The organism is Pseudomonas sp. ADAK21 (assembly GCF_012935735.1).
GTDB lineage: Bacteria > Pseudomonadota > Gammaproteobacteria > Pseudomonadales > Pseudomonadaceae > Aquipseudomonas > Aquipseudomonas proteolytica.
In genome coordinates this window covers 3,584,523-3,605,787 of the sequence record NZ_CP052857.1, presented here as the reverse complement: position 1 = coordinate 3,605,787, position 21,265 = coordinate 3,584,523, and the positions used below count along the sequence as shown (strand labels likewise).

Annotated in this window: 17 protein-coding genes and 1 pseudogene; 11 read left to right on the top strand and 7 right to left on the bottom strand. The window is 60.6% G+C overall.

Annotation, left to right across the window (positions count from 1 at the left end; translation table 11 throughout):
• Positions 1-25: 25 nt before the first annotated feature.
• Positions 26-2,062 carry a sensor histidine kinase gene (locus HKK57_RS16245; RefSeq protein WP_169390422.1) on the top strand — a complete coding sequence of 679 codons (2,037 nt, stop codon included), beginning with the start codon at positions 26-28 and terminating at the stop codon, positions 2,060-2,062.
• A 2-nt stretch (positions 2,063-2,064) separates the two neighbouring features.
• On the top strand, positions 2,065-2,643 hold the full coding sequence (locus tag HKK57_RS16240; protein ID WP_070994437.1) for a cob(I)yrinic acid a,c-diamide adenosyltransferase: 579 nt from the start codon (positions 2,065-2,067) through the stop codon (positions 2,641-2,643).
• Positions 2,644-2,758: 115 nt separating this feature from the next.
• Here the strand turns inward: HKK57_RS16240 and HKK57_RS16235 are convergent, their stop codons facing one another.
• From HKK57_RS16235 to secA, 3 genes are all read right to left on the bottom strand, one after another.
• A complete protein-coding gene (locus tag HKK57_RS16235) occupies positions 2,759-3,703 on the bottom strand; it encodes a Nudix family hydrolase (protein WP_029295488.1) in 945 nt (314 codons plus the stop codon).
• Between the two features lie 58 nt (positions 3,704-3,761).
• Positions 3,762-4,979 carry a bifunctional glutamate N-acetyltransferase/amino-acid acetyltransferase ArgJ gene (gene argJ / locus HKK57_RS16230; protein WP_169390421.1) on the bottom strand — a complete coding sequence of 406 codons (1,218 nt, stop codon included), beginning with the start codon at positions 4,977-4,979 and terminating at the stop codon, positions 3,762-3,764.
• Between the two features lie 120 nt (positions 4,980-5,099).
• Complete coding sequence (gene secA / locus HKK57_RS16225) at positions 5,100-7,835, bottom strand: preprotein translocase subunit SecA (RefSeq protein WP_029295483.1); 2,736 nt, start codon at positions 7,833-7,835, stop codon at positions 5,100-5,102.
• Positions 7,836-8,143: 308 nt separating this feature from the next.
• Between secA and HKK57_RS16220 the strand changes: the two genes are divergently transcribed.
• A complete protein-coding gene (locus HKK57_RS16220) occupies positions 8,144-8,599 on the top strand; it encodes a DUF721 domain-containing protein (RefSeq protein ID WP_029295480.1) in 456 nt (151 codons plus the stop codon).
• 129 nt (positions 8,600-8,728) lie between these two features.
• On the opposite strand, the gene HKK57_RS16215 is transcribed toward HKK57_RS16220, so the two are convergent.
• Entirely contained in the window at positions 8,729-10,207 is a 1,479-nt protein-coding gene (locus HKK57_RS16215) for a helicase HerA-like domain-containing protein (RefSeq protein WP_029295478.1), read from the bottom strand.
• A 197-nt stretch (positions 10,208-10,404) separates the two neighbouring features.
• On the opposite strand from HKK57_RS16215, the pseudogene HKK57_RS27360 reads away from it, so the two are divergent.
• Both HKK57_RS27360 and HKK57_RS27355 read left to right on the top strand, forming a co-directional pair.
• Positions 10,405-11,436: pseudogene (locus HKK57_RS27360) on the top strand (cache domain-containing protein); the annotation flags it as partial.
• 93 nt (positions 11,437-11,529) lie between these two features.
• Positions 11,530-12,294 carry a methyl-accepting chemotaxis protein gene (locus tag HKK57_RS27355; protein ID WP_371923390.1) on the top strand — a complete coding sequence of 255 codons (765 nt, stop codon included), beginning with the start codon at positions 11,530-11,532 and terminating at the stop codon, positions 12,292-12,294.
• 54 nt (positions 12,295-12,348) lie between these two features.
• Here the strand turns inward: HKK57_RS27355 and HKK57_RS16205 are convergent, their stop codons facing one another.
• On the bottom strand, positions 12,349-12,546 hold the full coding sequence (locus HKK57_RS16205; RefSeq protein ID WP_169390420.1) for a hypothetical protein: 198 nt from the start codon (positions 12,544-12,546) through the stop codon (positions 12,349-12,351).
• Positions 12,547-12,632: 86 nt separating this feature from the next.
• Positions 12,633-13,481: a formyltetrahydrofolate deformylase gene (gene purU / locus HKK57_RS16200; protein WP_029295472.1), complete on the bottom strand. Its 849-nt coding sequence runs from the start codon at positions 13,479-13,481 to the stop codon at positions 12,633-12,635.
• Positions 13,482-13,830: 349 nt separating this feature from the next.
• Here purU and mvaT point away from each other — a divergent pair, with 349 nt between their 5' ends.
• Entirely contained in the window at positions 13,831-14,205 is a 375-nt protein-coding gene (gene mvaT, locus HKK57_RS16195) for a histone-like nucleoid-structuring protein MvaT (RefSeq protein WP_029295469.1), read from the top strand.
• Positions 14,206-14,294: 89 nt separating this feature from the next.
• Here mvaT and sbcB read toward each other — a convergent pair whose 3' ends face one another.
• Complete coding sequence (gene sbcB / locus HKK57_RS16190) at positions 14,295-15,722, bottom strand: exodeoxyribonuclease I (RefSeq protein ID WP_092237847.1); 1,428 nt, start codon at positions 15,720-15,722, stop codon at positions 14,295-14,297.
• A gap of 210 nt (positions 15,723-15,932) precedes the next feature.
• On the opposite strand from sbcB, the gene HKK57_RS16185 reads away from it, so the two are divergent.
• From HKK57_RS16185 to HKK57_RS16165, 5 genes are read left to right on the top strand one after another with little or no spacing between them, the layout of a single operon-like run.
• Positions 15,933-16,625: an RDD family protein gene (locus HKK57_RS16185; RefSeq protein ID WP_032866952.1), complete on the top strand. Its 693-nt coding sequence runs from the start codon at positions 15,933-15,935 to the stop codon at positions 16,623-16,625.
• Positions 16,622-17,602 carry a stage II sporulation protein M gene (locus HKK57_RS16180; RefSeq protein WP_029295464.1) on the top strand — a complete coding sequence of 327 codons (981 nt, stop codon included), beginning with the start codon at positions 16,622-16,624 and terminating at the stop codon, positions 17,600-17,602. Before HKK57_RS16185 ends, HKK57_RS16180 begins: the two co-directional genes overlap by 4 nt.
• Positions 17,589-19,118 (top strand): DUF4129 domain-containing protein, encoded by a 1,530-nt coding sequence (locus tag HKK57_RS16175; RefSeq protein WP_169390419.1) that lies wholly within the window; start codon positions 17,589-17,591, stop codon positions 19,116-19,118. The genes HKK57_RS16180 and HKK57_RS16175 overlap by 14 nt, the downstream gene beginning before the upstream one ends.
• Entirely contained in the window at positions 19,115-20,272 is a 1,158-nt protein-coding gene (locus HKK57_RS16170; protein ID WP_169390418.1) for a DUF4350 domain-containing protein, read from the top strand. Before HKK57_RS16175 ends, HKK57_RS16170 begins: the two co-directional genes overlap by 4 nt.
• The gene (locus tag HKK57_RS16165) at positions 20,269-21,261 is read left to right on the top strand and encodes an AAA family ATPase (protein WP_070994442.1); all 993 of its coding nucleotides are present in this window, start codon (positions 20,269-20,271) and stop codon (positions 21,259-21,261) included. Before HKK57_RS16170 ends, HKK57_RS16165 begins: the two co-directional genes overlap by 4 nt.
• Positions 21,262-21,265 lie beyond the last annotated feature (4 nt).

Below are 21,265 nucleotides of genomic sequence, written 5' to 3'. Positions count from 1 at the left end.
TTGATCCTTGCCTGCGAACAACCTGATGCCACTGCGCCAGCGTCTCGAAAATCTCCCCGTTGGGCAGAAACTGCTGGCGGCCCTGCTGGTACTGCTGACCACCGTGCTGCTGGTGGCCAACCTGACCTTTATCAGCGCCGCCTACTGGATCTCCCAGGAAAGCATGGCCCCCCAGGCCCTGCAGGCAATTGGCCGACTGGTTTCCAATCCGGCCCTCGCCGCGCAAGCCCTGGACTCTCCCGCCAAGGCCGACGCCCTGCTCAACGAGCTGACCAGTTACTCGCCACTGCGCGCGGCGGCCCTCTACGACGGCGAAGGCAGCCGCCTGGCGCAGTTGCAACACGGTGACCGCCTGCAATTGCCGGCGCACTATCGTGACATCGAAGCCTGGCGGGTCACCGAGTTTCGCAGCAATCAAATCATCACCCTGCCCCGCCCCGGCCTGCCCTCGGGGCACCTGCTGCTGGTGGCCAGCAGCGAACTGCCGGTGGCCTTCTACACCGGCACCCTGACCGCCAGCCTCGGCATCCTGGTTTTCAGCATCCTGCTGTGGATGGTGATCGCCCGGCAGATCAAGCGCCTGATTACCCGGCCCATCCACGAGTTGGAAGAGTTGTCGCGCCAGGTCACCCGCGAGGAGAACTACGCGTTGCGGGCCGGTCGCGGCAACCATGACGAAATCGGCAGCCTGGCCGAAGCGTTCAATACCATGCTGTCACGCATCGAAGCCCGCGAGCAGCAACTCAAGCGCGCGCGGGACGACTCCCAGGCCGCCTATGACCAGGCACAGGGCCTGGCCGAGGAAACGCGCCATACCAACCGCAAGCTGGAACTGGAAGTCCAGGTGCGCAGCAAAATCGAGAAAAAACTCACCGGGTTCCAGAATTATCTCAACAGCATCATCGACTCCATGCCCTCTGCCTTGATCGCCCTGGACGAGCAGCTTTACGTTACCCAATGGAACCAGGAAGCCAGCGCCCTTTCCGGCACACGCTTGGACCAAGCGCTGAACCAGCCAATCTTCCTCGCCTTCGAACCGCTCAAGCCCTACCTGCCCCAACTCAAGGCCACGGTGGAGCAACATACGGTGGAGCGCATCGAGCGCGTCACCTGGATCAAGGACGACGAGCCCAAGCACTACGCCCTGACCTTTTACCCGCTGATGGGCGGTGCCGGGCGCGGGGTGGTGATCCGCATCGATGACATCACCCAGCGCCTGTCCCTGGAAGAAATGATGGTGCAGTCAGAGAAGATGCTGTCCGTCGGCGGGCTGGCCGCCGGCATGGCCCACGAAATCAACAACCCCCTGGGGGCGATCCTGCACAACGTGCAGAACATCCGCCGACGCCTATCGACAGACCTGCCGAAAAACCTGGAGCACGCCGAGCAGGTGGGCGTGGAACTGGAAACGGTGAACCGTTACCTGCAAAGCCGCGAGGTGCCGCAATTGCTCGACGGTATCCAGCAAGCCGGGGCCCGCGCGGCGAAAATCGTCACCCATATGCTCAGTTTCAGCCGCCGCAGCAACCGCCAGATGGCGCCTTGCGACCTGCCAGCCCTGATCGATCAGGCTGTGGAGATCGCCGGCAATGACTTCGACCTGGCAATCGGCTTCGACTTCAAGGGCCAGGCGATCATTCGCCAGTTCGACCCAGCGCTGGGCCCGGTGCCCGGCACCGCCAACGAGCTGGAGCAGGTACTGCTCAACCTGCTGAAAAACGCCGCCCAGGCCATCCACCTGCGCGAAGACGACAGCGAGCCAGGGCGCATCATCCTGCGCACCCGGCTCAACCCGCCCTGGGCCGAGATCCAGGTGGAAGACAATGGCATCGGCATGAGTGAGAGCGTACGCAAACGCACGTTCGAGCCGTTCTTCACCACCAAGGAAATCGGCCAGGGCACGGGGCTGGGCTTGTCGGTCTCGTACTTCATCATCACCAACAATCACAAGGGCCAGATGGAGGTTCACTCCACCCTGGGCCAGGGCACCTGCTTTACCTTGCGCCTGCCGTTGGCCGGCAGCCAGCTTGCCCCCCTCGAACTGACTCAACTGGAGCACTGACCATGGGCTTTCGCCTGTCGAAAATTTACACCCGTACCGGCGACAAAGGCGAAACCGGCCTGGGTGACGGTCGCCGCGTGCCCAAGGATCACCCCCGGGTGGAAGCCATCGGCGAAGTGGACAGCCTCAACAGCCAATTGGGCCTGCTGTTGGCCGGGCTCGAGGAGCAAAGCGGCCAGCATCCTGCGTTGAAGGATGTGGTCGAAGTACTGACACCTTGCCAGCACCGACTGTTTGACCTGGGTGGCGAGTTGGCGATGCCGGTCTACAAGGCACTGAATGCAGGCGAAGTGGACCGCTTGGAAGCCGCGATCGATCGCTGGAATGAAGAAGTGGGGCCTTTGGAAAACTTCATCCTGCCCGGCGGTTCGGCACTGATTGCCCAAGCCCACGTATGCCGCAGTCTGGCCCGCAGCGCCGAGCGCCGCTGCCAGCAGTTGAATGCACTGGAGCCGTTGGAAGGCGTGGGATTGGCGTATATCAATCGGCTATCGGATTTGCTGTTTGTCGCAGCGCGAGTAATTGCCAGGCGCCAGGGGGTTGCGGAGATTTTGTGGCAGGCGGCGGCTAAGCCGCACTGAGGTTTTGTAGAGCTTTATCGGGCCTCATCGCAGGCAAGCCAGCTCCCACATTTGAATGTACTCACCAATCAAATGTGGGAGCTGGCTTGCCTGCGATGGGGCCATCACTGACGACTCAAACCTCAGGCCAGAACGCCCGAATCCCCGCCACACCCTGCGCTCCGTTCTGCCAGGCCTTCTCCCGCTCGTCAGGCCCAACCCCACCCAACAGAAACACAGGCTTGCTGAAGCCCTTGATCAACTGCGCGGCCTCTTCCCAACCCAATGGTTGAGCATCAGGATGAGTCTGGGTCGGCTGCACCGGCGACAAAGTGACAAAGTCCACGTCCATCAATTCGGCCAATGCCAGCTCCTCGGCATTGTGGCAAGACGCCGCCAACCAGCGATCCTTGGGCAATGGCCGGCCTTTGCTGGCGTATTTGCGCAGTTGCGCCGAAGTCATGTGCCAGCCCGCCGCCGGAAAATCACCGAGCCATTCAAACGGCCCCTTGAGCATCAACTGTGCCTTGCCGGCACACAACCCCACGGCATCCACCGCCAGGTCGCGGTACTTGGGGTCATAGCCATTGGGTGCGCGCAATTGGATCAGCTTGATGCCACCGGCAATGGCTTTCTGAATACCGCGCAACAACACTGGGGTTTCCAGTTCACCTGGGGTGATCAGGTAGTCAGCGGGCAAGCGCGCGGCAGCGACGATTGGCGCGTTGGCGGCTGGAAACTCGTAGTTCTGCAAGTCCCGTGGCGCCACCCATTCGAGGGGTTGCCCTTCTGCGCCATGGGGCTCGCCGGTAAACGCCGAGACCTCCCAGACATCCAGCAACACCTGCTTGTCCGGGTAATCATGCTGCACCTGGATCAACGGCCGCGCCGTGGTGACCTGGATACCCAGTTCCTCCTGCAGCTCTCGGCCCAGTGCGGTGAAAACCGATTCATCGGCCTCCACCTTGCCTCCGGGAAATTCCCAGAGGCCGCCCTGGTGCTGGGTATCTGCACGACGCGCCAGCAAAATCCGGCCATCAATACCGCGAATAACTGCGGCTGCTACATGAACTCGTTTCACGGTATTACGTCCTCTAAGCCGGCGTCTGCCGGGGCAATGCCAATGCCCCGGACAGGTATCAAGTGCGGTATTCGGCGTTGATTTTCACGTATTCGTGGGACAGGTCGGTGGTCCAGATGGTTTCGCTGCACTCACCGCGCCCCAGTTCGATGCGGATGGTGATTTCTTCCTGCTGCATCACCGCCGAGCCCTGGGCTTCGGTGTAGGTTTCGGCACGGGCGCCATGGCTGGCGATGCACACATCACCGAGGAACACGTCGATCTTGCTCACGTCCAGGTTCGGCACGCCGGCACGACCCACCGCTGCGAGGATCCGGCCCCAGTTCGGGTCGGAGGCAAACAGCGCGGTCTTGATCAGCGGCGAGTGGGCCACGGTGTAGCCGACATCCAGGCATTCCTGGTGATTGCCGCCGCCATTGACTTCAACGGTGACGAACTTGGTCGCGCCTTCGCCATCACGCACGATGGCCTGGGCCACTTCCATGCACACTTCAAATACCGCCTGCTTCAACGCCGCGAACAGCGGGCCGTTGGAGGAGGTGATTTCCGGCAGGTTGGCTTTACCGGTGGCAATCAACATGCAGCAGTCGTTGGTCGAAGTGTCGCCGTCGATGGTGATGCGGTTGAACGACTTGTTGGCGCCATCGAGCATCAGGTTCTGCAGCACATCGCGGGAGACTTTGGCGTCAGTGGCGATGTAGCCGAGCATGGTCGCCATGTTCGGGCGGATCATGCCCGCACCTTTGCTGATGCCGGTCACGGTGACAGTCACGCCTTCATGCACGAACTGGCGGCTGGCGCCCTTGGGCAGAGTGTCGGTGGTCATGATCCCGGTGGCCGCGGCCGCCCAGTTATCCACCGACAGGTCGTCCAGCGCGGCCTGCAGGGCGCCTTCGATTTTTTCCACGGGCAACGGCTCGCCGATCACCCCGGTGGAGTACGGCAGCACCTGGCTGGCGTCCACCCCGGTCAACTCCGCCAGCTTGGCGCAAGTGCGCGCAGCCGCAGCCAGGCCAGGCTCGCCGGTACCGGCGTTGGCATTGCCGGTGTTGGTCAGCAAGTAGCGCACCGGGCCTTCGACACGTTGCTTGGCGAGGATCACGGGGGCTGCGCAAAACGCGTTCAGGGTGAACACGCCAGCGATGGTCGAGCCTTCGGCACAGCGCATCACTACCACGTCCTTGCGCCCGGGGCGCTTGATACCGGCCGAAGCGATACCGAGTTCAAAACCGGCAACCGGGTGCAACGTGGGCAAAGGACCAAGACCAACAGCCATGAATGCGCTCCTTAACGATGTGATGTCTGCACCGTCGTCGTCGACGGTGAATAAATGGCAAAACGCCGCGACGGCTGATGCCGGTCGCGGCGCGGGGTATTGCAGCGTCAGGCAAAAATCTTAGTTGATTTCGCCATGGCAGTGTTTGAACTTCTTGCCCGAACCGCACCAGCATGGCTCGTTGCGACCCAGCTTCTGCTCGTTGCGCACAGGAGCCTGGGCCAGGGCCACATCGACCTCTTCACCCAACACTTCCGGCGACTCAAGGCCCGGCGCTTCGTCATGCTGGAACTGCATGCGCGCGGCCAGGGCTTCGGCTTCCTGGCGCAGGCGGGCTTCTTCTTCGATCGGGTCTTCGCGACGCACCTGAACGTGGGACAGCACACGAATCGAATCGCGCTTGATCGAATCCAGCAACTCGGAGAACAGCGTGAACGACTCGCGCTTGTACTCCTGCTTCGGGTTCTTCTGGGCGTAGCCACGCAGGTGGATACCGTGGCGCAGGTGGTCCATGGTCGACAGGTGGTCTTTCCACAGGTCGTCCAGCACACGCAGAACGATTTGCTTCTCGAAGGTGCGCAGTGCTTCGGCACTGGCTTGCTCTTCTTTCTCGTTGTACGCGGCCAGCAGTTCGGCCATCAGTTTTTCGCGCAGGGTTTCTTCGTACAGGTGATCGTCTTCGTCAAGCCATTGCTGGACCGGCAGGTCGACACCGAAGTCGCTCTTCAACGCAGCTTCCAGGCCGGCAACATCCCACTGCTCAGGCAGCGACTGTGGCGGGATATGGGCACTGACGGTGGCGTTGAGCACGTCCTGGCGGAAGTCGGCAATGGTTTCGCCAATGTTGTCGGCGGCCAGCAACGTGTTACGCATGTGATAAATCACTTTACGCTGTTCGTTGTTGACGTCATCGAACTCCAGCAGTTGCTTACGAATATCGAAGTTGCGGCCTTCGACCTTGCGCTGGGCCTTTTCGATGGCGTTGGTCACCATGCGATGCTCGATCGCTTCGCCAGACTGCATGCCCAGGGCCTTCATGAAGTTCTTCACCCGGTCAGAGGCGAAGATGCGCATCAGGCTGTCTTCCAGGGACAGGTAGAAACGGCTGGAACCGGCGTCGCCCTGGCGACCGGCACGGCCACGCAGCTGGTTGTCGATACGGCGCGATTCGTGACGCTCGGACGCGATCACCTGCAAACCACCGGATTCCAGCACGGCCTGGTGGCGCTTCTGCCAGTCGGCCTTGATCTGGGCGATCTGCTCAGGCGTCGGGTTGTCCAGGGATGCCACTTCCACTTCCCAGTTACCGCCCAACAGGATGTCGGTACCACGACCGGCCATGTTGGTAGCGATGGTCAGTGCGCCTGGGCGACCGGCCTGGGCAATGATCTCGGCTTCTTTTTCGTGGAACTTGGCGTTGAGGACCTTGTGCTCGATACCTTCCTTGTTGAGCAGGTTCGACATGTGCTCGGAGGTTTCGATGGTTGCAGTACCCACCAGGACCGGACGGCCTTGGGCCATGCATTCCTTGATGTCGGCAACGATTGCAGCGTATTTCTCGTCGGCGGTCAGGAACACCAGGTCGTTGTAGTCTTTACGCGCCAGCGGCTTGTTCGGCGGGATGACCATCACCGACAGACCGTAGATCTGGTGGAATTCGAACGCTTCGGTGTCAGCAGTACCGGTCATGCCGGACAGCTTGTTGTACAGGCGGAAGTAGTTCTGGAAGGTGGTCGAGGCCAGCGTCTGGCTCTCGGCCTGGATGTTGAGCACTTCCTTGGCTTCGATGGCCTGGTGCAGGCCTTCGGACAAACGACGACCGGGCATGGTACGGCCGGTGTGTTCGTCGACCAGCACGACCTGGCCGTCCTGGACAATGTATTCGACGTTGCGATGGAACAGCTTGTGGGCGCGCAGGCCGGCATACACGTGGGTCAACAGGCCCAGGTTGTGTGCCGAGTACAGGCTTTCGCCTTCAGCCAGCAGGCCGATCTGGGTCAGCATCTCTTCGACGAACTGGTGACCGGCTTCGTTAAGCTCGACCTGGCGGGTCTTCTCGTCGATGGAGTAATGACCTTCTTTGGTCACGACGCCTTCCACTTCCTCGATATGTTGCTCAAGGCGCGGGATCAGCTTGTTGATTTCGGTGTACAGGCGCGAGCTGTCCTCGGCCTGGCCGGAGATGATCAGCGGAGTACGGGCTTCGTCGATGAGAATGGAGTCGACTTCGTCGATCACGGCAAAGTTGAGTTCACGCTGGAATTTTTCTTCCATGCTGAACGCCATGTTGTCGCGCAGGTAGTCGAAACCGAATTCGTTGTTGGTGCCGTAGGTGATGTCGGCGGCGTAGGCGGCACGCTTCTCTTCCGGCGGCTGGAACGGCGTTACCACGCCGACGGTCAGGCCGAGGAATTCATACAGCGGGCGCATCCAGTTGGCGTCCCGGCGAGCCAGGTAGTCGTTCACCGTCACAACGTGCACGCCCTTGCCGGACAGTGCGTTGAGGTAAACGCCCAGGGTTGCCACCAGGGTCTTGCCTTCACCGGTGCGCATTTCGGCAATCATGCCTTCATGCAAGGTCATGCCGCCGATCAACTGGACGTCGAAGTGGCGCATACCCATTACACGCTTACCGGCTTCGCGGGCGACCGCAAAGGCTTCGGGCAGCAGTTTGTCGAGGGTTTCACCTTTGGCTATGCGGGCCTTGAACTCTTCGGTCTTGGCGCGCAATTGCTCGTCCGACAAAGCAACCATCTGCTCTTCGAAGGCATTGACCAGCTGCACCGTCTTGAGCATGCGTTTGACTTCGCGCTCATTCTTGCTTCCAAAAAGTTTCTTTAACAAAGGCGCAAACATATCGGCAGGTTCTTCCACACATTAGGGATGAAGGGGCGCCCCGTAAGTCGCCCGAGCAGCCCTCACGGCCGCATGCGAACGAGCATTCTACCCGGAAACGAGGGTGAGGAAAGTGGCGTTGTTCCACGATGCAGGCACAGCGTTCCGGGAGGGCTTGTTTAAAATAAGGGCTTTTTGCTGACTTTCAACCCATTGGAGCGAGAAGTTACTTATTGATTTAATGGATAAACTGCTGACAAAGCAATGACCACAGTGCCGCACACGCTTTCTGCTACCATGGCGGCTCTGTTACCTAAGGTGTCTAGACCATGGCATTTCGCCCTCTTACGGCCCGAGCTCCCGCCGTGCTGCTGCGCGAAGCCAAGCCTTTAAAAGCCATCTTCGGCCATGCCCAGCGCCTTGGCCACCTGCAACGCCTGCTGGAAAGCCAACTGCAACCGGCGGCCCGCGAGCACTGCCATGTAGCATCGTGGCGTGACGGTACGCTGCTGCTGATTGTCACAGATGGGCATTGGGCCACCCGCCTGCGCTATCAGCAAAAACGCTTGCAGCGCCAGCTCCAGGCATTTGAGGTCTTTGAGAGCCTGCTGCGCATCCAGTTCAAGGTCCAGCCTCCAACCGTGCAGCAAGGTGCGGTGGGGCATACCATGGATTTGTCGGTGAATGCCGCCGAAACCATCCAGGCGACAGCGGACGGCATTACCGATCCGAAGCTGCGCGCGGCGCTGGAGCGGTTGGCCGCTCATGCCAAGCCCAAAACCTGAGAGCGGCACAACCTAATGTAGGAGCGAGCTTGCTCGCGATTGCGAGAGGTCAGTCGATACAGGTATCGACTGAAACTCCCTCATCGCGGGCAAGCCCGCTCCTACAGTTGATTCCATCTGCCGTAAGAACTACTTACGCTTGCTACCGCCCAGCAAAGAACCCAACAGCCCGCGCACCAATTGGCGGCCCATCTGATTGGCAGCCTGCTGCATCGCCGACTTCAAGGCCTTGCCCGCTGTAGTTCCCAGGAACGCCCCGGCTTTGTCGGTGAAACTCGGCTCTTCTGCGGCAGGCGCAGCACCCGCCTCCGGCCCCAGTTCCTTGCGCGCCATCAGCACTTCATAGGCCGACTCACGATCGACCGGCTTGTCGTAGCGCCCCAAGAGCGACGAACTGCCGATCAAGGCCGTGCGCTCAGCGGCGGTCAATGGCCCGATCCGCGATTGCGGCGGCGCTACCAGCACCCGCTGGACCACCTCGGGCGTGCCTTTTTCCTGCAGCGTGCCCACCAGCGCCTCACCGGTGCCCAGCTCGGTCAACACCGCCAGTGCATCGAATGCCGGGTTCGGCCGAAAACCATCCGCCACCGCCCGCAGGGATTTCTGCTCCTTGGTGGTGAATGCCCGCAGGCCATGCTGGATACGCAAACCCAATTGGGCCAGCACGTTGTCCGGCAGATCGCCCGGCGACTGGGTGACAAAATACACACCCACCCCTTTCGAACGAATCAGCCGCACCACTTGCTCCAGACGGTCCTGCAAAGCCTTGGGCGTATCGGCAAACAGCAGATGCGCCTCGTCGAAAAACAGTGCCAGCAACGGCTTGTCGGCATCCCCGCGTTCCGGCAACTGCTCGAACAACTCCGCCAACAACCACAACAGGAACGTCGCATAGACCTTGGGCGACTCGTGCACCAGGCGGCTGGCGTCCAGCAGATGAATGCGCCCTCGCCCATCGCTGGCCGGTTGCAGAATATCTTCCAACTGCAGCGCCGGCTCACCGAACAACGCTTCGGCGCCCTGCTGTTCGAGCACGGCCAAGCGCCGCAGCAAGGCCTGGCTGGAGCCGGTGGTCATCAGGGCGGCGTCATCGCCCAGCAGTTCGGGGTGGAACTTGAGGTGGTTGAGCAGAGCCTTGAGGTCCTTGAGGTCCAGCAGCAGCAAGCCTTCGCGATCCGCCACTTTAAAGGCTGCATACAACGTCGACTGCTGGCTGTCGGTCAGTTCCAATAGGCTGCCCAGCAGCAATGGGCCCATTTCGCTCAAGGTTGTACGAAGCGGATGACCGGACTGACCATGGATATCCCACAGAGTTACCGGATAAGCCTTAGGCGCGTAATTCAGGAACGGCATACCGGCAATACGCTCGGCCACCTTGCCCTGGGGGTTGCCTGCGGCGCCGAGGCCACACAGGTCACCCTTGATATCAGCGGCGAACACTGCGACGCCAGCATCACTGAACGCCTCCGCCAGCCGCTGCAGCGTCACAGTCTTGCCCGTGCCGGTGGCACCAGCGATCAAGCCATGGCGATTAGCCAGGCGCATGGCCTGGGCGATGGGCTGACCTTCGAGATCTGCGCCAATAAGAAGTTGCGAGGAGTCAGACATTTTGTCACCCATGGTTAATCTTTAGCGCTGCACGGTCGATACAGACAAAGCGAGAGACCCAAAAAGTCTAAAAAAGTTAGACCGGATAATTCCTGCAGGAGCAGATGGAAATATCACACTTTATTTAATGCTGCCATTTGCGCGTCTGCATAAAAGACGCGCCTCGGACACTAAGACCTTAGCGGACACGACGAGCCATGAATAAAAATCTGCGCTTCAGCCACAAAATCCTGCTTGCAGCCGCCCTTATCGTCATTGCCGCATTTGCGTTGTTCACGTTGTACAACGACTACCTGCAACGAAACGCAATTCGCGACGACCTCGACAGCTACCTGCATGAAATGGGCAGCGTGACTGCCAGCAATACCCAGAGTTGGCTGGCCGGGCGCATCGTCCTGGTGGAAAACGCCGCCCAGAACATCGCCATCAACTCCGAGCCGGCAGTGGTTGCCAGCCTGCTGGAGCAGAAAGCCCTGACGTCATCGTTCATGGCCACCTACCTGGGCGACAGCAAAGGCGGCTTCACCATTCGCCCCGATGCGAAGATGCCCGACGGCTTCGATCCCCGCGTGCGCCCCTGGTACAAAGGTGCCCAGACCAGCAACGGCTCGACCCTGACCGAACCTTATATCGATGCAGCCACCGGCCAGTTGATCATTTCCATCGCCACCCCCAGCAGCAAGGCTGGGCAGAGTGTCGGTGTGGTCGGCGGCGACCTGAGCCTGCAAACCCTGGTGGACAACATCGGCGCGCTGAGCTTCGGTGGCATGGGCTACGCGTTCCTGGTCAGTGCCGACGGCAAGATCCTGGTACACCCGGATAAAAGCCTGGTGATGAAAACCCTGGGCGAGGCGTACCCGAACCAGGCCATCAAGATCAGTGCCGACTTCAGCGAAATCGAGGTTGATGGCAAAACCCGCATTGTCACCTTCGCCCCGATCAAGGGTTTGCCGTCGGTGAACTGGTATATCGGTCTGTCGGTAGATAAAGACAAATCCTTCGCCATGCTCAGCGAATTCCGCACCTCGGCCATCATTGCCACCGTGATAGCCGTAGCGATCATCATCGCGCTGCTAGGCATGCTGATCCGCGTGCTGATGCAGCCGCTGTATGTAATGACACGCGCCATGGAAGACATCGCCGATGGCGAAGGCGACCTGACGCGCCGCCTGACTATCCAGAACCATGACGAATTCGGCATCCTCGGCAAAGCCTTCAACCGCTTTGTGGAGCGGATTCATACCTCGATTCGCGAAGTGTCTTCCGCCACCGGCCAGGTCAATGAAGTGGCACTGCGCGTGGTCAGCGCCTCCAACTCGTCGATGGTCAATTCCGACGAACAGGCCAACCGCACCAACAGTGTCGCGGCAGCAATCAACCAGTTGGGCGCCGCCGCCCAGGAAATCGCCCGTAACGCCGCCCAGGCCTCGCACCAGGCCAGCGATGCACGGCACCTGGCCGAAGATGGCCAGCAAGTGGTGGAGCGCAATATCAAGGCCATGACACAGCTGTCCGAAATGATCAGCGCCTCAAGCAGCAATATCGAGGCGCTCAACAGTAAGACGGTGAATATCGGGCAGATTCTCGAAGTGATCACCAGTATTTCCCAGCAAACCAACCTGCTGGCGCTCAACGCCGCCATTGAGGCTGCGCGCGCCGGGGAAGCCGGCCGTGGGTTTGCGGTGGTGGCAGACGAGGTGCGCAACCTGGCCCATCGCACGCAAGAATCGGCGCAACAGGTGCAAAAGATGATCGAGGAGCTGCAAGTCGGCGCTCGGGACTCGGTCAGCACCATGAGCGAAAGCCAACGCCATAGCCTCGACAGCGTAGAAATCGCCAACCTGGCAGGTGAACGCTTGAGCAGCGTGACCCAGCGTATCGGTGAAATCGACGGCATGAACCAATCGGTGGCTACCGCGACCGAGGAGCAGACCTCGGTGGTTGAATCGATCAACATCGATATCACCGAAATCAATACCCTCAACCAGGAAGGCGTGGAAAACCTGCAGTCCACCCTGCGCGCCTGCTCCGACCTTGAGCAGCAAGCGGCACGCCTGAAACAACTGGTGGGGAGTTTCCGTATCTAAACCGGAGTACAGCGCAAATCAACTGTAGGAACCGGGGCTAGACCTCTCCTACATTCAACCTGCGTTGTTTCTGTCAGGGCCGGGCTTGTCGTGCGGCTCTGACTCTTTCTGCAACTGCTCCCACAATCGGGCGGCGTCGGGAAAGTCCGTGCCGTCCTCGGCATCCAAGTCATCCGGGTCATAGCGGCTCAAACACCCCTCGCCCAAGGTAGCGGGCGCCTTGGACGTGGCTTTATCCAGGGGATCACTCATCGTTGGATCCTCATCGCTGACACAAATAAAAAGGGCCTGGGTGATTTAACGCCCAGGCCCTTTTTGCTTCAACTAAAAACAGTCGGTCAGAACACCACGGTCTTGTTGCCGTGTACCAGCACGCGGTCTTCCAGGTGATAGCGCAGGCCGCGGGCCAGGACCATCTTCTCGACGTCGCGGCCGAAGCGCACCATGTCTTCAATACTGTCGCTGTGGCTGACGCGCACCACGTCCTGTTCGATGATAGGACCGGCGTCCAGCTCCTCGGTGACATAGTGGCACGTTGCGCCGATCAGCTTCACGCCGCGCAGGGAGGCTTGGTGATACGGCTTGGCGCCGACAAACGACGGCAGGAAGCTGTGATGAATGTTGATCACCTTGCCTGCATATTCGCGGCACAGTTCCGGCGGCAGGATCTGCATGTAGCGCGCCAGTACCACGACGTCCGCTTGATGCTGCTCGACCAGGCGCGAGACTTCGGTGAAGGCCGGCTGTTTGTTCTGCGAGTCAACCGGCACGTGGTAGTAAGGAATACCGTGCCACTCAACCATGCTGCGCAGGTCGTCGTGGTTGGAAATCACGCAGGCGATTTCACAGTCCAGCTCATCGCTGTGCCAGCGGTGCAGCAAGTCCGCCAGGCAATGGGACTCGCGGCTGGCCATCAGCACCACACGTTTTTTCTGCTCGGTGTCGGTAATGCGCCATGTCATCGAAAACTCTTCGGCGATGGGCGCAAACGCCTCGCGAAATGCCTCAAGACCAAAGGGCAGCGTGTCGGCACGAATTTCGTGACGCATGAAAAACCAACCACTGAGATTGTCCGAGTGATGACTCGCTTCGGTGATCCAGCCGTTGTGGGAGGCCAGAAAGTTACTGACTTTAGCGACGATACCAACCCGATCCGGGCAGGCAATCACCAGACGAAAAGTGCGCATTAGGGGCAAACTCCAGAACTTCGCAAAGGCCGCCATTCTAGCGATACCGTAGAAAAACTGCAGTATTCCTCAACGCTTATTCGAGCGATTGCTGGCGGTATCCCTAAACAGCGTACGGTTTTTACCCCAGCACTATGTCAACACAAGCATCTGTTACCGCAATAAGCCAAGATCTAATGAGAATATCTTTAGCCGGTCGAGCGCACTAAATAATGCACTCAGCGTCTCTGACTACAAACGTTCAAAGTAAATTACATAAAACAGAGCTTAAATGTTTACTTGGGGAAACTGTCTGACTATTATTAGGCCACTATCCCTGTCCCTCAGCGCCCCGCATAAGGTAGTCCACATGTCCCTGATCAACGAATACCGTGCCACCGAAGAAGCTATCAAAGAGCTGCAAGCCCGTTTGAAGAATCTGTCCCAAGACGACAAACTGCAAACCGAGCTGGAATTCGAAGGCAAATTGCGCACCCTGATGGGTGAATACTCCAAATCCCTGCGTGACATCATCGCGCTGCTGGATCCGGAATCGAAAGTTAAAGCACCTCGCGGCGCAGTAAAAGTTACCGGCACCAAGCGCGCCCGTAAGGTCAAGCAATACAAAAACCCGCACAACGGTGAAGTGATTGAAACCAAAGGTGGCAATCACAAGACTCTGAAAGAGTGGAAAGCCAAGTGGGGCGGTGACGTGGTTGAAGGCTGGGCCACCCTGCTGGGCTAAGGCTCGCTGGGTCGTCACCTGATTCGCGACACAATAAAAAACGCCAGCTTGCTGGCGTTTTTTATTGCCCGCTGTTTATCAAGCGCTGATTACAGGCTCAGGCGCTGACGTAAAGCATCAGCATATTGCTGCCATTCATCCAGTACCTGACGCTGAAACGTTGTAGCACTAACGTCCAATTCAAGCCTGGCCTTATTAAAACTCTCCAGGGTATTGGGTGCACCGTAATCCGCGTCTGACAAGCGTTGCTGACAGAATAGTTTCCAGCGTTGTTGCTCTTCGTCATCCAAGGTGTACGCAAAGTTACGGGCACGATAGCGAAACAATAATTCCGGCAAACGATGATCATCAAAAGGCCACTGCTGGCGTGCTAGTTGCGCAGGTTCGGCAGCCCGGACTTGTTCACATAAACGCCGATCACGATCGCCAATAAAACCATCGTAGAGCTGTTGTTCCGGATCGGCGGTTGCGGCGAAATCTTCTTCGGCATAAATCGCCGGCAATTTATCCCGCCAAAGTTCCTGTGCGTCAGTTAGCCGCAGCGCCCGGGCCTGATATTCACCCATGTCCAGATTCAAACGCTGCTGGTCTTGCGCCCGCAACACACTCAGCGGTGCGACCACCGGGCAGCGGTTGATGTGGACTAATTTGAGCGGCACCGGCAACTCGCCTTCAGCCAACTCATCGCGCCGGGTGTACAGACGCTGGCGCAGTGTTTCGGCATCCAGGTCCAGCAATCCCTGTGGGTCGAGCCCCAGGTCACAGACAATCAACGCGTTGCGATTGCGCGGATGCCACGCCAACGGCAGGACCACCCCCAGGTAATGGCGCTCGGCGGAAAAACGCCCGGAAATATGCACCATGGGCTGCAACAGGCGGATTTGATCCATGACCCGCTGCTTGCTGCGCAGTTGAAACAGCCAATCGTACAACTTCGGTTGTTTTTCCCGGACCAGGCGCGCCAATGCGATGGTGGCACGCACGTCGGCCAATGCCTCGTGGGCCTGGCCATGGTCGATCCCATTGGCCGCCGTCAGGCGCTCCAGCTTGAGGGTCACGCGCCCGTCCTGCTCGGGCCAGACGATGCCATCGGGCCGCAGGGCATAGGCCGTGCGCAGCACGTCGATCAAATCCCAACGGCTGTTGCCGCCCTGCCATTCCCGCGCATAGGGGTCGAAGAAATTGCGATACAGACTGTAGCGGGTCATTTCATCGTCGAAGCGCAGGGTGTTATAGCCCGCGCCGCAGGTGCCAGGGGCAGCCAGCTCGGCATGTACGCGCGTCATGAAGTCGGCTTCGGCCAGGCCTTTTTCCGCCAGTTGGCCGGGGGTAATGCCCGTGATCATGCACGCCGCGGGGTGCGGCAGGATATCGTCGCTGGGCTGGCAATAGAGGTTGACCGGCGGCCCTATCTCATTGAGGTCAAGGTCGGTGCGAATCCCGGCGACCTGCAGCGGGCGGTCGCTGCGTGGGTTGATGCCAGTGGTTTCATAGTCGTACCAGAAGATCGAGGTCACGGGCTATTCCTGTGCTGAAGACCGACAAAGTCTAGGCGCTGGACGCCGCCCGGGGCCAGCGCAACGTGCACTGGATAAACATTCAGTGAAACCTTGGCGCATTTTCAGGTGTTACTTCCATCGACGACACTGCTAGCATCGGCCTCTCAATTTGCCGGCCGCCCCAGAAGGTCGCCCATGCCCAGCCACACCGCACTGCCAGGGAACGCAATGCCCACCGCCCCATTGGACACTCGCTACCAGATCGAGACCCCGGAAGGTATAGACCTGCCCTTGCGCCCCGCCGGGCTGATGCCCAGAGCACTGGCATTCGGTTTCGACCTGGGACTGCGCGGCCTGATCCTCGGCATCCTGTTCATCGCCCTGGCGTTTCTCGGCAACCTGGGCATCGGCCTCGGCTCGATCCTGCTGTTTTTCGTCAGTTGGTGGTACATGGTGCTCTTCGAAGTGCTCAACCAAGGCTGTTCACCGGGCAAGCAGGTCATGGGGCTGCGCGTGGTGCAGGATGACGGCACGCCCATTGGCTGGTCCGCGTCCTTGATCCGCAACCTGCTGCGTTTTGTCGATATGTTGCCGTTCGGCTACTTCCTCGGTGCCATCAGTTGCCTGCAACATCCCCACTTCAAGCGCCTGGGTGATATCGCAGCCGGTACCCTGGTTGTTTACCGCGAACAGCCCCTGGCTCGCCCCCAGTTGCCCCAGGCCCCGGCCTTGCGCCTGCCCTTTGCCCTTGAGTTGAACGAGCAGCGCGCAATCCTGGGTTTTGCCGAACGCCAGGGCGAACTGTCCGCCGAGCGGACCCATGAGCTGGCGGCGATTCTGGCCACGCCCTTGCAGGTTTCCCCGGCACGCGCCGTGGAACAGCTCAATGGCGTGGCCCGCGGCCTGCTGGGGCCGACATGAAACAAAGCCTGTTCGAAACCCGTCACCAGCCGCACTGGCAAGCCTTTGCCGCGCAACTGGCACTGCTTGAACAAGGCAAGGCCAAGGCCCACGACCTGACGCGCTTCCCCCATGATTACCGACGCCTGTGCCAACACTTGGCGCTGGCGCAGGAGCGCGGCTACAGCAGCTACCTGGTAGACCCGCTGCAACAACTGGCCCTGCGCGGCCATCAACAACTGTACCGCCATCGCAGCCAGCTCGGCGCCAAGACCTTGAGCTTCCTGCTGGCCGACTTTCCCCGGACGGTGCGCGAGCAATGGCGCTTCGTGCTGGTGGCCAGCCTGTTGTTCTTTGGCAGCCTGGTCGGCATTGGCCTGCTGGTCTATCTGTTCCCCGACCTGATCTACACCATCGTCAGTACCGAGCAAGTGACCGAGATGCAAGGCATGTACGACCCCGACGCCAGTCGCCTGGGGCGCGCGGCCGAGCGGGCATCGAGTGAGGACTGGATGATGTTCGGCTACTACGTCATGCACAACATCGGCATTGCATTCCAGACCTTCGCCGGCGGCTTGCTGTTCGGCCTGGGCAGCGTGTTTTTCCTGTTTTTCAATGGCCTGATGATTGGGGCCGTTGCCGGGCACCTAACACAAATCGGCTACGGGCAGACCTTCTGGTCCTTTGTCATCGGCCATGGTGCCTTCGAACTGACAGCCATTGCCCTGGCCGGCGCGGCAGGCCTGCAGCTGGGCTGGGCGTTGATCGCTCCGGGAGCGCTGCCCCGGGGTGAGTCACTGCGGCTGGCAGCCCGCAAGAGCGTGCAAATGATCTGCGGCGTGATGGTATTGCTGCTTATCGCAGCTTTTATAGAAGCCTATTGGTCCTCCACCACCGCAGTGCAGCCCTGGGGCAAATACCTGGTGGGCGCTTCACTCTGGGCGCTGGTGATCGCCTATCTGGTATTTGCCGGCAGGAGTCGTCATGCGCCTGAGTGACGCCAGCGTGGTGATTCGTCCTCGCTCCTCGTGGGAAGCCATGGACCTGGGGGTATTACTGGCCCGTAAGCACCGCGTGCTGTTGATGAGCAGTTGGGCCCTGGTGAGCCTGCCAATATTTATCCTGATCAGCCTAGTGCTGTGGGATTACCCGTCTGTAGCCGTGCTGGTGTTCTGGTGGTTGAAACCGGCCTTTGAGCGCTTGCCGCTGTACATCCTGTCCAAGGCGCTGTTTGGCCAGACGCCCACGCTCAAACAGGCGCTGCGCCAATGGCCGCACCTGCTCAAGGGGCAACTGCTGGCCAGCCTGACCTGGAGGCGCTTTAGCCTCAGTCGCAGCTTTACCATGCCCGTGGTGCAACTCGAAGGCCTCGCAGGCCTGGCCCGCCAACAACGGTTGGGGATCCTGCAACAGCGCAACGCTGGCGCGGCGCGCTGGCTGACACTGATAGGCATTCACCTGGAAACGGCGCTATGGGTGGGCTTGATGGCGCTGTTCTACCTGTTCCTGCCACAACAGGTAGAACTGGACTGGGACTGGCAACAATTGGCGCTGGCCAGCAGCCAGGATTGGCTATGGCTGGAGCACCTGAGCAATGCCTTCTACGCCCTGATCCTGGTGTTCTGGGAGCCCATCTACGTGGCGTGTGGATTCAGCCTCTACCTCAACCGGCGTACCGTGCTCGAAGCCTGGGACCTGGAGTTGGTGTTCCGCCGCCTGCGCCAGCGCCTGGAAGCAGCAGTGGCCGTCCTGCTGCTGGCGGTCGGCCTGCTCGTGATCGCGCCAACGCCCCAGGCCATGGCCAATCCACCGGTCGACTCGAAACCATTGAGCACGCCGCAAGCCAGCCAATCGATCAAGCACCTGCTGGAACAACCCCCGTTCAAGAATCCGGAAACCGTTACCCGCTACCGTTTCGGCGAGGACCAGGGCACCAACAAAAACAAGCCCGGCGCCGATGCCAAGTTGCCTGCCTGGCTTGAATCCTTTCTGAACAACCTCAACAGCGACACATTCAAGTCCCTGGCCCTGGTGATGGAGGTACTGCTCTGGGGCCTGCTGATCGCCGGGATTACCCTGCTCGCCTGGCGTTATCGCGACTGGCTGCAGGCCTTTGTCAGCCGTCGCCGCGCCCCGCGGCCCAAGGCGGAGCAGCCCGAGCCGTCCCAGCTGTTCGGCCTGGACATGGACGTGGCAACCCTGCCCACAGACATTGCCGGTGCCGCCGAACAACTGTGGGCCACCAAGCCCCGCGAGGCCCTTGGCCTGCTGTATCGCGGCCTGCTCAGCCGGCTGCTGCATGACTTCAACCTGCCACTGAAAAACGCCGACACCGAAGGCCAGGTCCTGGAACGTGTGCGCCACTTGCAGCAGCCGCAATTGCTGGCATTCAGCGACGACCTGACCCGGCACTGGCAAAACCTCGCCTACGGCCATCGCGTGCCGCCTGCCCTGGCCCAGCAACAGCTCTGCGCAGATTGGCGCAGCTTGTTCGACAGCGAGGCCGCGCGATGAAACGGCCGCTGATCTGGTTCGCGCTGATCCTGGCTTGCCTGCTGACAGCCGGGGGCTTCTACGCCTGGCACAAGGCGATTCCCTACAACGAAGTGGTCGACCGCGGGCCGTCACCCGAAGCCCAGGCCAACCCCTACCTGGCTGCAGAGCACTTCCTGGGCCAGCAAGGCCTGGCCGTCGAACACGCCCTCAGCCTGGAGCGCCTGGCCACCCTGCCCGCCAAGGGCACCAGCCTGCTGTTGCTCAGCGAGCGCAGCAACATGACCCCGCACCAGGTTCACCAACTGCTGGAATGGACCCAAGCCGGCGGCCATCTGCTGTTGGTGGCCGAAGCCATATGGGATGCAGAAACCCAGGACAGCGGCGACCTGCTGCTTGATCGCCTGCAGTTGCGCCAGGCCTTCAGCGATGACTTCGATCAGCCGCCCAGCGCCCGCAAGGGCAAGAAACCTGACCTGACACGCCTGTATGTCGATAACGAAACCGCACCGGCGTTTTTCAGTTTCGACACGGACTACACCCTGATCGACCCCAGGCACCTCGCCCAGTTTTCGGCCAACAGCGCCAAGTCCAGTCACCTGATGCAACTCAATCTCGGGCATGGCCGCGTGACCGTGATCACCGACAGCGAGCTGTGGAAGACCCCGGCCATCGGCTTGCACGACAACGCCTGGCTGCTCTGGTACCTGACCCAGGGCAGCGATGTAACCCTGCTGTCCAACACCGACGTCGAAAACCTGTTCAGCCTGTTGCTGCGGTATTTCCCCCAGGCCCTGGTGGCACTTGCCGCCCTGATTCTGCTGGGGTTGTGGCGTGCCGGCATACGCCTGGGGCCGATCCGGGCGCCCGCCCCGAAAGCCCGCCGCCAATTACAGGAACACCTGAATGCCAGTGCCGATTTCCTGCTGCGCCGCAGCGGGCAAAACAGCCTGTTGCAAGCCTTGCAGCGTGACATCCTGCGCACCGCGCGTCGCCGCCACCCCGGATTCGAGCAACTAGATAGCGACGGCCAACGGCAGGTACTTGAACGCCTGACCCGCCAACCGTCTTCAATTATCAGCCAGGCCCTCGGCCCTCTCCCGGCAAAGCGGCTCTCCAGCGCCGACTTCAGCCGCCAGGTGGCTTGCCTGCAAACCCTCAGGAATGCCCTATGAGCGACTCTCCAGTGGATGTATCCACCCCCCTCGACACCGGGCGAGCCACCCAACTGGCCCAGGCTTTGCGCACCGAGCTGCGCAAAGCGGTGATTGGCCAGGATGCGGTGATCGATGACGTACTGACTGCGCTGATCGCCGGCGGCCATGTGCTGCTCGAAGGGGTCCCGGGCCTGGGCAAGACCTTGCTGGTACGCGCCCTGGCCCGCTGCTTTGACGGCGACTTCGCGCGCATCCAGTTCACCCCGGACCTGATGCCCAGTGATGTTACAGGGCATGCCGTGTACGACTTGCACACCGAGCAGTTCAAGCTGCGCAAAGGCCCCTTGTTCACCCACCTGCTGCTGGCGGACGAGATCAACCGGGCCCCGGCGAAAACCCAGGCCGCCTTGCTCGAAGCCATGCAGGAACGCCAGGTCACTCTGGAGGGTGAAGCCCTGCCCATCGGCCAACCCTTTATGGTGCTGGCCACCCAGAACCCCATCGAACAGGAAGGCACTTACCCGCTACCGGAGGCTGAACTCGACCGTTTCATGCTCAAGGTACGCATGGACTACCCTGACGCCCAGCAAGAGCTGGAGATGGTGCGTGAAGTAACTCGCTCCTCCCGCGCCGACATGCTCGACGTACAGCCACTGCGCACCGTGCTCCAGGCCGAAGATGTGCTGATGCTGCAGCAGGTCGCCAGTGAATTGGCCCTGGATGAACAGGTGCTTGACTACGCCGTGCGCCTGGCACGCACCACCCGCACTTGGCCCGGCCTGGCCCTTGGCGCCGGTCCCCGCGCCTCCATAGCCCTGGTGCGAGGTGCCCGCGCCCGGGCGTTGCTGCGTGGTGGCGAGTTCGTGATCCCGGACGACATAAAGAGCTGCGCGCTGGCGGTGTTGCGCCATCGGGTACGCATCGCCCCGGAGCTGGATATCGAAGGGCTGGAAGTCGATCAGGTGCTTGCCCAGTTGCTCGACCAAGTGCCGGCGCCGCGCCAGTGACTTG

Bases quoted from the DNA above. Each gene is read 5' to 3' on its own strand.
- HKK57_RS16245 (WP_169390422.1), top strand. From the start codon at position 26: ATGCCACTGCGCCAGCGTCTCGAAAATCTCCCCGTTGGGCAGAAACTG.
- HKK57_RS16240 (WP_070994437.1), top strand. From the start codon at position 2,065: ATGGGCTTTCGCCTGTCGAAAATTTACACCCGTACCGGCGACAAAGGC.
- argJ (WP_169390421.1), bottom strand. From the start codon at position 4,979: ATGGCTGTTGGTCTTGGTCCTTTGCCCACGTTGCACCCGGTTGCCGGT.
- secA (WP_029295483.1), bottom strand. From the start codon at position 7,835: ATGTTTGCGCCTTTGTTAAAGAAACTTTTTGGAAGCAAGAATGAGCGC.
- HKK57_RS16220 (WP_029295480.1), top strand. From the start codon at position 8,144: ATGGCATTTCGCCCTCTTACGGCCCGAGCTCCCGCCGTGCTGCTGCGC.
- HKK57_RS16215 (WP_029295478.1), bottom strand. From the start codon at position 10,207: ATGTCTGACTCCTCGCAACTTCTTATTGGCGCAGATCTCGAAGGTCAG.
- HKK57_RS27355 (WP_371923390.1), top strand. From the start codon at position 11,530: ATGGTCAATTCCGACGAACAGGCCAACCGCACCAACAGTGTCGCGGCA.
- HKK57_RS16205 (WP_169390420.1), bottom strand. From the start codon at position 12,546: ATGAGTGATCCCCTGGATAAAGCCACGTCCAAGGCGCCCGCTACCTTG.
- purU (WP_029295472.1), bottom strand. From the start codon at position 13,481: ATGCGCACTTTTCGTCTGGTGATTGCCTGCCCGGATCGGGTTGGTATC.
- mvaT (WP_029295469.1), top strand. From the start codon at position 13,831: ATGTCCCTGATCAACGAATACCGTGCCACCGAAGAAGCTATCAAAGAG.
- HKK57_RS16185 (WP_032866952.1), top strand. From the start codon at position 15,933: ATGCCCACCGCCCCATTGGACACTCGCTACCAGATCGAGACCCCGGAA.
- HKK57_RS16180 (WP_029295464.1), top strand. From the start codon at position 16,622: ATGAAACAAAGCCTGTTCGAAACCCGTCACCAGCCGCACTGGCAAGCC.
- HKK57_RS16175 (WP_169390419.1), top strand. From the start codon at position 17,589: ATGCGCCTGAGTGACGCCAGCGTGGTGATTCGTCCTCGCTCCTCGTGG.
- HKK57_RS16170 (WP_169390418.1), top strand. From the start codon at position 19,115: ATGAAACGGCCGCTGATCTGGTTCGCGCTGATCCTGGCTTGCCTGCTG.
- HKK57_RS16165 (WP_070994442.1), top strand. From the start codon at position 20,269: ATGAGCGACTCTCCAGTGGATGTATCCACCCCCCTCGACACCGGGCGA.